We start from the raw sequence: 12911 nt of genomic DNA, 5'->3' as shown, positions 1-12911 counted from the left end.
TGAAAGGGCCCTCAGGGGCCCTTTTCCCGTTTCAGAAGAAAGCGCGCCACCACCGGCGCCCCGGTGATGACCAGGATGATCCGGGTCAGGTGATGCACGATCACGAAGCCCAGATCGGCGCCGGCCACAATGGCCAGAACGGTCATCTCGGCCTGCCCGCCCGGCGCGAAGGCCAGGAAGGACTCAACCGGCGGCCCCAGCCCGGTCAGCACCACCGCCTCGGTAAAGAGCGCGGTCAGCGCCGCCAGCAACAAGACGAAGGCCACGCCCGCGGCGACGATATTGCGCAACTCGCGCATCGTGATCCCGACATAATAGATCCCGATCCCCATGCCGATGAAGAACTGCGCCGTCAGGATTGCCTCGGCCGGCGGGCGGACATGGATCACATCGGCCAGCGACAGGATTGCCGTGACGATCATCGGCCCCAGGATCGAGGCGCCAAAAAGCCCGATCTTCTCGCCGCCCTTCCAGCCCACCAGCGCCGCGATGACCATGAAGGCGATTTCCTTGATGGGTGTCTCGGCCACCGGGGTTCCGATCGGATTGGTCAGCCCGACCCCATAGAAGGCTGACAGGATCAGTGGCACGATCGTCACGATGATCAGCACCCGCGTCGCATGGATCAGCGACAGCGCCCGCACGTCGCCGCCCGCCTCTTGCCCGAAGATCACCATGTCCTGCAGCCCCCCGGGCATCGCCGCGTAATAGGAGGTGACCGGATCAAGCCCGCAGACCCTGCGGAAGAACGGCACGCCCACCAGCCCGATCAGCGCGATATAGAAGGGCACCAGCGCGATGGTGCCGGCCATCTGCGGCAACTGGCCCAGCAGCTCCGGCGTGACCGAGGCCCCCACCGCCACCCCCAGGATGGTCCGCGCCGCCACCGAGACCTGCCCGGCCCCCTGCAGGCGCAGCCCCGCCAGCGCCGCGACAAGACAGGCCGCCATCGGCCCGAACAGGAACGGCAGCGGCAGCCCCAGCAGGGCGAAAAGCGCGGTTCCTGCACCGGCAACGGCAAATGTGACAACCCGGCGGCGGGTGAGAAAGTTCACGGCATTCTCCTCCGTTGACAAAATTGTATCCACCTGTATACAACCGGACACAAGTTTCAACCTGGGAATGTTGTACATGGCTTCCGAAGAAGCTGCCACCGGCTCGTCGCAAGGAAGTGGTGCCTACCGGCGTCTGCTGGAAGAGATCCGCTGGGGCACGCTTGCCCCGGGAACCCGGCTGCGCGAAACCGAGCTTGCCGAACGCTTCGGCATGAGCCGCACCCCGATCCGCGAGGCGATCCGCCAGCTCGAGGCGGACGGGCTGGTCGTGCATCTGCCGCGGCAGGGCGCGACGATCCGCACGCTCGACTACCCCGAGATCATGGAGCTTTACGAAATGCGCGTCGTTCTGGAAGGAACGGCGGCGCGGATGGCGGCGCAGGCCGCCTCGATGATCGAACTGGCCGAACTGCGGACGCTGAACGAGGAACTTGCCCAGACCAGCGAGGCCGCCCGCCTTTACGAGCTTAACCGCCAGTTTCACCTGACGCTGTTCGATGCGGCCAAGAACCGCTTTCTGATCCGCGCGATCAGCGGGCTGCAGAAGACGATGATGATCCTCGGGCCGACAACCCTGATCGCGCCTGACCGGGCCGCCGAGGCGGTCAAGGAACACTATGTGATCCTCGATGCGCTGGAGGCACGCGACGGCGACGCCGCCGAAGCCCTGATGCGCAACCATCTCGCCGGGGCGCATCGCGCCCGCATCCGGGCGCTGCGCCAGCGCGAACGCCCGATCGAGGATCTGTGACGACCGCCTGACCGAGAATGGAGCAAGCCATGAGCCAGTCATCGCCCCCCGATCTGAAAGGGCCCTGGGATATCCTTGTTGTCGGCGGCGGCAATGCGGCCCTCTGTGCCGCGATCACTGCGGCCGAGGCCGGCGCCCGCGTGCTGATCCTGGAAGGCGCGCCCGAACCCTATCGCGGCGGCAACAGCCGGCACACGCGGAACTTCCGCTGCATGCATCGGGGCCCGCTGTCGGTTCTGACCGGCGCCTATGAGGAAGAGGAATATTTCCACGATCTCATGCTGGTGACCAAGGGCAAGACCGACGAGAACCTTGCGCGGCTCGCCATCCGCAGTTCCGAGGAATGCCTGCCCTGGATGGAGGCGCATGGCGTCCGCTTCCAGCCGTCGCTGTCGGGAACGCTGTCGCTGTCGCGCACCAACGCGTTCTTCCTGGGCGGCGGCAAGTCGCTGGTGAACGCCTATTACAACACCGCCGCCGATCTGGGCGTGCGCGTGGTCTATGAGGCACAGGTCACCCATATCCATCTGGAAGGCGACCGATTCACCCATCTGGAGGTGACCATCGGCGGCCAGTCGCAGCGGATCGAGGGCAAGGCCGTCGTCCTCGCCTCGGGCGGGTTCCAGTCGGATATCGACTGGCTGACCCGCGCCTGGGGGCCGGCGGCAGCGAACTTCCTGATCCGCGGCACGCCCTATAACCGCGGCGTCGTGCTCAAGGACATGATCGACCAGGGCTGCGCCACGGTGGGCGACCCCACCCAGTGCCACGCGGTCGCCATCGACGGACGCGCCCCGAAATTCGACGGCGGCATCGTCACGCGGCTCGATTGCGTCCCCTTCTCCATCGTCGTGAACCGCGACGGCGACCGGTTCTATGACGAGGGCGAGGACGTCTGGCCGAAACGCTATGCGATCTGGGGCCGGCTGGTCGCCGCGCAGCCCGATCAGGTGGGCTATGCGATCATCGACGCCAAGTCGATCGACCTGTTCATGCCCTCGGTCTTTCCCCCCAACAAGGCCGACACGATCGAGGAACTGGGCGCGCAGATGGGCCTTGATGGCGCGAAACTCGCCCGCACCGTGGCCGAGTTCAACGCCGCCTGCCGCCCGAACGACTTCAAGCCGTTCGAGCTTGACGGCACCGCGACCGAAGGGCTCACCCCCGCCAAGACGAACTGGGCGCGCCCCATCGACACGCCGCCCTTCTATGGCTACCAGCTGCGCCCCGGCGTGACCTTCACCTATCTCGGGCTCAAGGTGTCCGAGAATGCGCAGGTTCACACAACCCGCGGCCCGCTGCAGAACGTCTGGGCCGCGGGCGAGATCATGGCAGGCTCGATCCTCGGCCAGGGCTATCTCGCCGGTTTCGGCATGACCATCGGAACCGTTTTCGGACGCATCGCAGGACGGGAGGCCGCGGCCCATGTCAATTGAACTTCGCATACCGGATCGGGACACCCCCGGCGCAAGCACCGCCCGCCCGGGCACCGCCGAGCTGATTCAGGAAGCCCGCCGCCAGGTCGAGATCTGCAACGCCTGCCGCTATTGCGAAGGCTTCTGCACCGTCTTTCCGGCGATCAACCGGCAAAAGGCGTTTGCGGACGGGGATATCACCCAGCTTGCGAACCTCTGCCACAACTGCCGGGGCTGCTATTACTCCTGCCAGTATACGGCGCCGCATGAATTCGCGCTGAACCTGCCCGCCGCGCTGAACGAGGTGCGCCAGGACAGCTGGGAACGGCTGGTCTGGCCGCAGCCGCTGGCGCGCGCCTTCCACGAACACGGGGTGCGCATCGCGGGCATGCTGGTGATCGGGCTGGCGCTGCTGTTCTGGGCCGTCTCGGCGCTGCGCCCCGACGAAGGCGCGGGTTTCTATGCCTATCTTGCGCATAACGCCATGGTCGCGATCTTCGCGCCGGCCTTCCTGCTGCCGCTGGTCGGGATTGCGATCGGGCTGCGGCGCTACTGGCGGGAAACCGGCGCCGCACGCTTCCGCCTGCGCCATCTCTGGGGCGCGATCGGCCAGGCGAGCTACATGCGCAACCTCAACGGCGGCCAGGGTCAGGGCTGCAACTTCGAGCAAGGCGACCGCTATTCCGACCGGCGGCGCTGGTTCCACCAGGCCACGATGTATGGCTTCCTGCTGGCCTTCGCCTCGACGTCAAGCGCCACGATCCTGCATTATGTCTTCAACCAGCCGGCGCCCTATGGCTTCTTCAGCCTGCCGAAACTTCTGGGCGTGCCGGGCGGCATCCTGCTGGTGATCGGCACGCTGGGCCTTGCGCATCTCAAGGCCAAGGCCGACCCGGCGCTTGGGGCCCGCCGTGTCTGGGGCGGCGAGATGGCCTTCATCCTGCTCTTGTGCTTCGTCTCGGCCACCGGTCTTGCGCTTTATGCCGCGACCGGCACGGCACTGGTGCCGTCCTTGCTGGCAATCCACCTTGGCGCGGTGCTGGCCTTCTTCCTGCTTATGCCCTTCAGCAAGATGGTGCACGGCTTCTTCCGCCTGACGGCCCTGATCGCCGAGGAACAGCGCCGCAACCCCTGACGGGGCTGCGCCCGGCAGACCGGAACCGGCCGGCAGCCCGTCCGGGCTGTCGGCATCCGCATGTCTGGAAGTTCGCTCTAGCAAAAAGTTATGCTCGGGACGGCCCTTTCTATTCCGTTTGCGCAGCAGAACCTGCCATGCTTCCGAAGGCCCTGCCGCACGGTCGGGCCAGGTTCTGAGGAGGAAACCCCATGACATTTCACAAGACGGCACGCCTGATCGGCGCCGCGCTGCTTGCCGCGCTGGCCGGCACCGCCAGCGCCCAGGACGTCGATTTTTCCGGCAAGACGATCGAATGGGTCGTGCCCTTCCCCGAGGGCGGCGGCAGCGGCACCGTGGCGCGCTACATGCTGCCCTATCTGACGAAATACATGCCCGGCAATCCGACGGTCGTGATCCGCAACATCCCCGGTGCAGGCTCGATCACCGGCGCGAACGAATTCGCCGCCCGCGCCCGCCCGAATGGCCAGGAAATCCTGATCACCTCGGCCTCGACGCAGTTCCCCTATCTGCTGGGCGACCCGCGTGCGCGCTATGACTATACCAAGTGGGAACCCCTGATGGTCGCGCCCACGGGCGGCGTGGTCTATCTGCCCACCGGCTTCGGCGTGAACGATGCCTCCGAGCTGAAGCAGCTGGAAGGCACCGAGCTTGTCTATGGCAGCCAGGGGCCGACCTCGCTTGATCTCGTGCCGATGATCGCGTTCGAGCTTATGGGCCTTGATGTCCGCTATGTCTTCGGAATGCCCGGCCGTTCGGATGGCCGTCTGGCCTTCGAACGCGGCGAGGCGACAATCGATTACCAGACCAGCAGCGCCTATCTGACCAATGTCGTGCCGCTGGTCGAAGAGGGCAAGGCGGTGCCGATGTTCTCCTGGGGGGTGATCGACGAGAACGGCGATTTTGCGCGCGATCCCACCTTCCCCGATATCCCGCATTTCGTCGAAGCCTATGAGATGATGCATGGCGAACCGCCTTCGGGCATCATCTTCGACGTCTACAAGGCCGTGTTCGGTTCGGGCTTTGCGGCGCAGAAGCCGGTGGTCATCCCGCAGGGCACCCCGCCCGAGATCATCGAGACCTACCGCCAGGCCTTCGCCGAGATGATCGAGGATCCCGAGTTCCAGGAGAACAAGGGCGAAGTTCTGGGCGAATACCAGATGGCGGTCGGTGACGCGGCGGTGCGGCTTTACGAGCTTGCCACGACCATGCCCGACGAGGCCCGCGACTGGCTGCAGACCTATCTTGCCGACGAATACGACGTACGGTTCTGAACGAACGGTCCGGGCATTCGCGCCCGGACCAGCTTTCACGCGGGGAACCGACGGGCACCACGACCCCCTGTCTTGCCGCTTGCGCGCCTGCCGCGGGCAGCAGCTACCTGCGGCGCCACAGTTCCGGTGCTGTCCGGCCACGCGCGACCCGCCACAGCGTGGGCCAGCGTGACCATCCGGCAGGCGGATCCGACCGGCCGCCCCCCGGACCCATGTCCGGAACCGACGCTGCGCCCGGAGGCGGGCGCCAAACCGAAAGGACAACCGATGACCGACCCCAGGATCTACGACATGCTGGCCCATGCCTTTCACGCCGAAGGCACCCGGCTTCTGTTCACGCTGCTGGGCGACGGCAACATGCACTGGGCCACCGCGCTCGAGGGGCTGGGCTGTCGGCTGATCCACGCGCGGCACGAACATTGCGCCGTGTCGATGGCAATGGCCGCGGTCAATGCCGGCGAGGCGGTGGGGGTCGCCTCGGTCACCTGCGGCCCGGGGCTGACGCAGATCATGACGGCCCTGGCCACGGCCGTGCGCGCGCATCTGCCGCTGGTCGTCTTTGCCGGCGAGGCGCCGCTGCGCCAGGCCTGGTATAATCAGGAAATCGACCAGGCGCCCTTCGTCACCGCAACCGGTGCCACCTATATCCGCGCCCTGTCGCCGGCCCGCATGGCCGATCAGGTGCGCGAGGCCTTCTTCATCGCCCGGCAGGAACGCCGTCCGGTGGTGATCGGCGTGCCCTTCGACCTTCAGGCCCAGCCCGCCCCGGATGTGAAACCCTATCAACCCTCGACGACGCTTCTGCCGAAGCTGGGCAGGATGCAGCCCGATCCCGCGCAGCTTGCCGAAGTCGCCCGCGCCGTGGCGGCGGCAAGGCGGGTCATCGTGGTGGCCGGGCGCGGCGCGCGGGCGGCAGATGCGGCGGCGGCCTGCGTGGCGCTGGCCGATCGCTGCGGCGGGCTTCTGGCCGCCACCCTGCCCGTGCGCGGGCTGTTTCATGACCATCCGTTCGACCTGGGCGTCGCCGGCGGCTTTTCCAGCGACACCGCTCGCGCAGCCTTTGCCGAAGCCGATCTGGTGCTTGCGGTGGGGGCCAGCGTCACCCATCACACCGCCGATGGCGGCAAGCTCTGGCCCGAGGCCCGGGTGGTGCAGATCGACAGCCGGCCCATCGGCTTCAACCAGGGGCGCCGGGTCGCGGATCTTTACCTGCAGGCCGATGCCCGCGCCGGGGTCGAGGCGCTGCTGGCCGCCCTGCCCGAAGCCCCCGCCACGCCCGGATTCCGCAGCGCGGCGCTGGCCGAACGCCTGCAGACCGCCCCCGCCGATGCGACGCCCTTTCCGGCCCGGCCCGGCCTTCTGGACCCGCGCGCGGTGATCCGCCGGCTCGACGCGATCCTGCCGCGGGACTGGGAGATGGTGAACGCCTCGGGGCATTGTTCGTATTTCGCGGCCCAGATGCGCGGCCGCCCCGCCGAACATTTCCACACGATCCGCGAATTCGGCGCGATCGGCAACGGCCTGTCCTATGCGATCGGCGTCGCCGCGGCAAAGCCCGGGCGGCCGGTGGTGCTGTTCGACGGCGATGGCGGCTTTCTGATGCATGCGCAGGAACTGGAAACCGTGCGGCGCCACGGCCTGCCGATCCTTCTGTGCCTGCTGAACGACGGCGCCTATGGATCGGAGATCCACAAGCTGCGGGCCGATGGCCTGCCCGATGCGGGCGCGGTCTTTGGCCGGGGCGATCTGGGCGCCGTGGCGCGCGGCTTCGGCCTTGACGGCGCCGTGGTGACCGACCTTGCCGGGCTCGAGGCGCAGATCGCCCGCTTTGCCGAAACGCGCCGGGGCATGGTGCTTGACTTTCATATCGACGATGATGTGACCTCGCCGGTGATGCGCCGCGCGCATCCGCCCAAGGCTCATTGAGGGGGAGCTTCGCATGGAGGTCAGCTTTCGCATCGCCCGGCGCGCGGATCTGCGCGCCATCATCGGACTTCTGGCCGATGACGCGCTTGGCGCCGCGCGCGAAGATCCGGCGCAGGCGGAAACCGGCCCCTATCTGGCCGCCTTCGAGGCGATCAGCCGCGATCCGAACCAGATGCTGCTGGTGATGACCGAGGGCGAGGCGATCCTCGGGACGCTGCAGCTCAGCTTTCTGCCGGGCCTGTCGCGCCGGGGCGCGTGGCGTGGCCAGATCGAAGGCGTGCGGGTGGCCAGCACCGCCCGCGGCCGGGGCCTTGGCGCCCGGCTGATCGCCCATGCGGTCGATGAATGCCGGGCGCGCGGCTGCGCCCTGGTCCAGCTGACCACCGACCAGAGCCGCACCGATGCCCACCGCTTCTATGAACGGCTGGGCTTCAGCGCCACCCATCTGGGCTACAAGCTGACGCTGTGATCGCGGTCAGATGATCCCCAGAAGGCCCAGAAGCGCCGCGCAGCCCAGGATCGCAACCGGATGCATCCGCAGCCAGAGCGAGGCCGCAGCCGCCGCCGCCACCACAGCATGGCCCGCCCAGCCCTGCGCGGCCGCATCGGTCAGAAGCCAGGCGCTCGAGATCATCAAGCCGATGGTCAGCGGCACAAGGCCCGCGCGCAGGGTCAGGAACCAGCGCCGTTCGCCCCAGCGGGTCCAGAGCCGGCCCGCCGCCGCCGCGATGGTCAGCGGCAGCACCATGAAGGCGGCCGTCGCCGCCAGCGCCCCGCCAAGCCCGCCCATGCGCCAGCCGATCAGCGTGACGAAGATCGTGTTCGGCCCCGGCGCCACCTGCGCCAGCGCGAACAGTGCTGAAAACTCGGCCCCGCCCAGCCAGCCGTTACCGACCACGACGCGCTGCAGATCACCCAGAACGACATAAAGGCCACCCACCGCCAGCAGCGACTGGCCCATCAGCGTGAGACAGAGCGCGATCAGCGGGTCCATCATCCTGCGCGCCCCGCCCCGGCCATCAGCGCGATGCCCAAGGGCGCAAGAACCGGCAGCACCCAGATCAGCGGCAGCCGCAGCACCGCGACGGCCAGCACCACCGCCGCGATGATGACCAGCGCCCGCCACTGCCGGCGCACCGGAAAGAACAGCCGCGCCGCCACCGCGCAGACCAGCCCTGCCGCCGCCGCCGCGACCGGCCGCACCACATCCTGCACCACCGGCAGATCGGCAAAGCCCGCGTAAAGCGCCCCCAGGGCCAGCACGATGACGACCGGCGCCCCCATCAGCCCCGTCACCGCCGCCAGCGCCCCGGCCATGCCGGCACAGCGCATCCCGAAGATGACCGAGAAGTTGACGATGTTCGGCCCCGGCAGGACCTGGCACAGCGACAGGATCTCGGTGAACTCGGGCGCGCTCAGCCAGCGGCGGCGCTCCATCAGCTCATGCATGGCCACCGGCAGGACGCCGCCAAAGCCCAGGAGCCCGATCACGCCGAAACACCGGAAAAGCGCAGGCGCCGCAATGCCGCGCCGGTCCAGCGGCGCCGCCGCGTCGCGCGGATCGGGCACGGCCGTCACGCGGTCTCGGGCCAGTAAAGCCGCGTCGGGTTGTCCACCAGCAGCGCCTGACGCTGTTCGGGCCGCGGCGCGATGATCTGCAGCAGATCCACCAGCGCGCCGTCATCGGGCATGTGGCGGGTGATGTTCGGATGCGGCCAGTCGGTGCCCCAGAGCACCCGGTCCGGGAAGCGCTCGACCAGCAGCCGCCCGTATTCCGCCGCATCCGCGAAGGGCGGCCCGGCGCGCGAAATCCGCTCCGACCCGCAGACCTTCACCCAGAAGCGACGGTCCTCCATCAGATCCAGCAGCAGCCGGAACGCCGGCTGCTCCGGCCCGGCCGAGGCATCGATCCGGCCCATGTGGTCGATCACCACCGGCAGTTCCAGCTCCCGCAGGAAGGGCGCCAGCGCATCCAGCCGATGCGCGTCGAAATGCACCACGGCGTGCCAGCCCAGCGGAATGATCCTGGCGGTGATCTCGCGGATCGCATCCAGATCGGCGGGGGCACCCAGATGGGTGACGAAGTTGAAGCGCACGCCGCGCACGCCGCCGTCATGCAGGTCCCGCAGCGCCTCGGGGGTGATGTCGCGCGCGACCATGGCGATCCCGCGATAACGCCCGCCGCCTGCCGCCAGCGCATCCATCATCGCGCGGTTGTCGGTGCCGTGGCAGCTGGCCTGCACGATCACCGCGCGGTCGATGCCCAGATGGCGATGCAGCGCGAACAGCCTTTCCTTGGGCGCATCCTCGGGCTGGTAGGTCGAGGAGGCCGCGAAGGGAAAGGTGGCGGCCGGCCCGAACACATGGCAATGCGCGTCACAGGCGCCGGGCGGCAGGGCGATGTCGGGCTTCTTGGGGTCCGGGTGAAAGCGGAGGGCCTTGGTCATGCGTCTTCTCTTGCAGTTATCGCAGGTCCGGGACGGCGGGCACCCGCCATCCGGTAGGTCAGAATGGCCAGCAGGGCAATGCCCCCCAGCCGGGCGGCCAGCGTCACCGCATCCGCCGCGTCCACCGGCGTCGGCCACAGCACGAGAAGCGATCCCGCCCCGTAAAGCAGCCGCTCGGCCCCGGTCATGCGCCGCACCAGCCAGCCGGCAAGCGCGATGGTCAATCCCACCACGCCGATCGTCGCCCAAAGCGCGGCGAGGGCGATCTCATGCGCCGCGCCCAGCATCAGCAGGCCCGGCATGGTCACGAAGAGGAACGGCACCAGCAGCTTGACAAAGCCCAGGCGCATCGATTCCACCGCCGTCCCGTTGGCATCGGCGCCGGCAATGCTTGCCGCCGCATAGGCCGCAAGCGCCACCGGCGGGGTGATCGCCGAGACAAGCCCGAAGTAGAAGATGAACATATGCGCCGCGATCGGCGGCAGGCCCAGCCGGGTTGCGGCCGGCGCCACCAGCACCGCCAGCAGCAGATAGGCCGCCGAGGTGGGCAGCCCCATGCCCAGCACGAACGAGGCGAGCGCCGTCAGCACCAGGATCGCCCAGATGTTCGCGCCGCCCAGTTCGACGATCAGCCCCGACAGCATCAGCCCCATGCCGGTGAGGTTCAGCACCCCGATCACCACCCCCGCCGCCGCCACCGCCGCCACGATCGGCAGCGTGGCCGCCAGCGTGTTGCGGCAGACATGCACCAGATCCAGCAGCCCGATGCGCGTTTCCTTCCGGAACGGGCTGATCAGCAGTGCGAACACAAGGCAATAGACCGCCGCGCGGGTGGGCGTCATGCCCGTGGCCAGCAGCGTGACCAGCCCGACCAGCGGCAACAGCAGATAGCCGCGCCGCGACAACGTGTCCTTCAGCAGCGCCATCCCCCCGGTCGTATCGCGCGCAAGGCCCAGCCTCCCGGCTTCAAGCCGCACCGCCACCATCAGTGCCAGCACGTAAAGCAGCCCCGGGATCAGGGCGGCCAGGGCGATCTGCGCATAGGGCACGCCGATGATCTCGGCCATCAGGAAGGCGGCAGCGCCCATCACCGGCGGCAGGATCTGCCCCGCCGACGAGGCCGCCGCCTCGATCGCACCGGCAAGCCGGGGCGAATAGCCGACACGCTTCATCAGCGGAATGGTGAAGGTGCCGGTGGTCACCACATTGGCCACCGCACTGCCGTTGATCGATCCGAGCATCGCGCTCGACAATGCCGCCGACAGGCCCGGCCCGCCCTGCACCCGCCCGGTGATGCCCCGCGCCACATCGACGAAGACCTCGCCGGTGCCGATCCGCATCAGCAGCGTGCCCAGCAGCGCGAAGAGGAAGATGTATTCGACCGCCACGCCCATCGGCACGCCAAAGAACCCCTCGGTCGACAGGAACAGCGTCGAGGCGAGCCGCGACAGATCATAGCCGCCGTGGCCGTATTTGCCGGGGATGAGGTATCCGTACCAGGCGTAAAGCAGCGCCAGCACCGACAGGACCACCAGCGCCCGGCCAAGCGCAAGCCGCACCAGCACCAGCGTCACCAGCAGCAGGCCCACGAACATCACCTCGTCCAGCCGCACCGCCATGGCGCCGCGCATGATGATGTCGAAATAGGACTGCCACAGATAAGGCCCCGGCACCGCAGCGATCAGCGCCAGCCCATAGCAGGCAAGCCTGGCCGGCAGGCGGCGCGCCAGCAGGCCGAAACTTGCCATGCCCGCCGCCGCGACGGCCGAATAGAACAGCGAACGCAGCACCAGCGCCGTGATCCCGCCGTAATAGGCGCCATAGACCACAAGCGCCGTCACCGCGACCGACAGGGCGCAATAAAGCGCCGAGACGGCCACCACCTCGGCCCGGCTCGCCCCGTCATCGGGCAGGGCAAGGCTTCTGAAATCCGCTTTCATCGCTTTTCCTGCGGTCGCGGGCGGGCCTACTGGCCCGCCTCGTCAAAGAAGCGCTGCGCGCCGGGATGAAGCGCCACCGGCAGTTCGGTCGCAGTTTCCAGGGCGATGGCGCGGGCCTGCGGGTGAACCTCGCCCAGCTGCGGCAGGTTCTCGAAGATCGTCCGGGTGATCTGATAGATCGTCTCGTCCGAAGCATCGTTGCTGGTGAACAGCGCCGCCGGATCGTTGATCGCGATCACCGGCTCTGCCTGGCCTTCATAGGTGCCGGCCTCGATCGCATAGATCTGGTAATAGGGATAGCGCGCCAGCATCTCGGCCAGACGGTCTTCCTCGACCGACAGCAGCCGCATGTCGCGCTGCGCGCCCAGGTCGATCAGCGCCGCCGTGGGGGCGCCCGCCAGAACGACGGTCGCATCGATGGTGCCGTTCATCAGCGCGCTCGTGCCCTCGGTATAGGACAGGAACTGCACATTGGCGGGGTTGAAGATGCCATAGGCCTCAAGCATCCGCTGCACCAGCACGGCCGAGTTCGATCCTGGCGGTCCCAGGTTGATGCGCTTGCCGTCCAGCCCCTCGAAGGCGGTAATCCCGGTATCGGCGGTGGTCGCCACCTGCAGCACGGCCGGGTAGAGATAGGCGATGCCCGACACCGGCAGCGGGCTGTCGAAAGGCCCCTCGCCCACCGTCGCCTCGTAAAGCGTCGAGGAGGAGGAGAAGCCGAAGGTCATCTGCCCCGCCGCCACCCGGCGGATGTTCTCGACCGAAGCGCCCGTCACCTCGGCCCGCGCGGTGGCACCGGGCATGTGCTGGTTCAGCACATCGGCCACGCCGGCGCCGATGACATAGAACAGGCCGCCCGTTCCGCCCGTGCCGATCGAGATGCGTTCCTGCGCCACGGCGGGCACCGCGCCCAGACCGGCCACAAGCCCTGCCAGCAGCAGGGATCTGATTGTCCTCATGTTCCTTCC

12 protein-coding genes are annotated in these 12911 nt (G+C 68.1%); 6 read left to right on the top strand and 6 right to left on the bottom strand.

All coding sequences use genetic code 11. The annotated features are described in order from the left end of the window. Positions 1-11 precede the first annotated feature (11 nt). Positions 12-1055 carry an AbrB family transcriptional regulator gene (locus ACFQXB_RS08390; RefSeq protein WP_377402062.1) on the bottom strand — a complete coding sequence of 348 codons (1044 nt, stop codon included), beginning with the start codon at positions 1053-1055 and terminating at the stop codon, positions 12-14. 76 nt (positions 1056-1131) lie between these two features. On the opposite strand from ACFQXB_RS08390, the gene ACFQXB_RS08385 reads away from it, so the two are divergent. The 6 genes from ACFQXB_RS08385 (at position 1132) to ACFQXB_RS08360 (ending at position 8025) form a co-directional block, all read left to right on the top strand. Further along, the gene (locus ACFQXB_RS08385; protein ID WP_377402059.1) at positions 1132-1806 is read left to right on the top strand and encodes a GntR family transcriptional regulator; all 675 of its coding nucleotides are present in this window, start codon (positions 1132-1134) and stop codon (positions 1804-1806) included. 29 nt (positions 1807-1835) lie between these two features. Then, positions 1836-3242, top strand: coding sequence for an FAD-dependent tricarballylate dehydrogenase TcuA (tcuA, locus tag ACFQXB_RS08380; RefSeq protein ID WP_377402056.1), 1407 nt, complete (start codon positions 1836-1838; stop codon positions 3240-3242). Then, positions 3232-4356 carry a tricarballylate utilization 4Fe-4S protein TcuB gene (gene tcuB, locus ACFQXB_RS08375; protein ID WP_377402053.1) on the top strand — a complete coding sequence of 375 codons (1125 nt, stop codon included), beginning with the start codon at positions 3232-3234 and terminating at the stop codon, positions 4354-4356. Before tcuA ends, tcuB begins: the two co-directional genes overlap by 11 nt. Before the next feature lie 191 nt (positions 4357-4547). Then, positions 4548-5630 carry a Bug family tripartite tricarboxylate transporter substrate binding protein gene (locus tag ACFQXB_RS08370; protein WP_377402050.1) on the top strand — a complete coding sequence of 361 codons (1083 nt, stop codon included), beginning with the start codon at positions 4548-4550 and terminating at the stop codon, positions 5628-5630. A 267-nt stretch (positions 5631-5897) separates the two neighbouring features. Continuing rightward, positions 5898-7556: a thiamine pyrophosphate-binding protein gene (locus ACFQXB_RS08365; protein WP_377402047.1), complete on the top strand. Its 1659-nt coding sequence runs from the start codon at positions 5898-5900 to the stop codon at positions 7554-7556. Between the two features lie 13 nt (positions 7557-7569). Then, the gene (locus ACFQXB_RS08360; protein WP_377402044.1) at positions 7570-8025 is read left to right on the top strand and encodes a GNAT family N-acetyltransferase; all 456 of its coding nucleotides are present in this window, start codon (positions 7570-7572) and stop codon (positions 8023-8025) included. A 6-nt stretch (positions 8026-8031) separates the two neighbouring features. Here ACFQXB_RS08360 and ACFQXB_RS08355 read toward each other — a convergent pair whose 3' ends face one another. From ACFQXB_RS08355 to ACFQXB_RS08335, 5 genes are read right to left on the bottom strand one after another with little or no spacing between them, the layout of a single operon-like run. After that, a complete protein-coding gene (locus ACFQXB_RS08355; protein ID WP_377402041.1) occupies positions 8032-8553 on the bottom strand; it encodes a chromate transporter in 522 nt (173 codons plus the stop codon). Then, positions 8550-9134 (bottom strand): chromate transporter, encoded by a 585-nt coding sequence (locus ACFQXB_RS08350; protein ID WP_377402038.1) that lies wholly within the window; start codon positions 9132-9134, stop codon positions 8550-8552. Before ACFQXB_RS08350 ends, ACFQXB_RS08355 begins: the two co-directional genes overlap by 4 nt. Next, positions 9131-10003 carry an amidohydrolase family protein gene (locus tag ACFQXB_RS08345; protein WP_377402035.1) on the bottom strand — a complete coding sequence of 291 codons (873 nt, stop codon included), beginning with the start codon at positions 10001-10003 and terminating at the stop codon, positions 9131-9133. Before ACFQXB_RS08345 ends, ACFQXB_RS08350 begins: the two co-directional genes overlap by 4 nt. Further along, on the bottom strand, positions 10000-11943 hold the full coding sequence (locus ACFQXB_RS08340) for a TRAP transporter permease (protein WP_377402032.1): 1944 nt from the start codon (positions 11941-11943) through the stop codon (positions 10000-10002). Before ACFQXB_RS08340 ends, ACFQXB_RS08345 begins: the two co-directional genes overlap by 4 nt. A 26-nt stretch (positions 11944-11969) precedes the next feature. Then, a complete protein-coding gene (locus ACFQXB_RS08335) occupies positions 11970-12902 on the bottom strand; it encodes a TAXI family TRAP transporter solute-binding subunit (protein WP_377402029.1) in 933 nt (310 codons plus the stop codon). Positions 12903-12911 lie beyond the last annotated feature (9 nt).

It is taken from the genome of Halodurantibacterium daqingense (assembly GCF_042666235.1).
In the GTDB taxonomy this organism is placed as follows: domain Bacteria; phylum Pseudomonadota; class Alphaproteobacteria; order Rhodobacterales; family Rhodobacteraceae; genus Halodurantibacterium; species Halodurantibacterium daqingensis.
The sequence above is the reverse complement of the archived record's forward strand: the minus strand, read 5'-3'. Positions and strand labels throughout refer to the sequence as shown.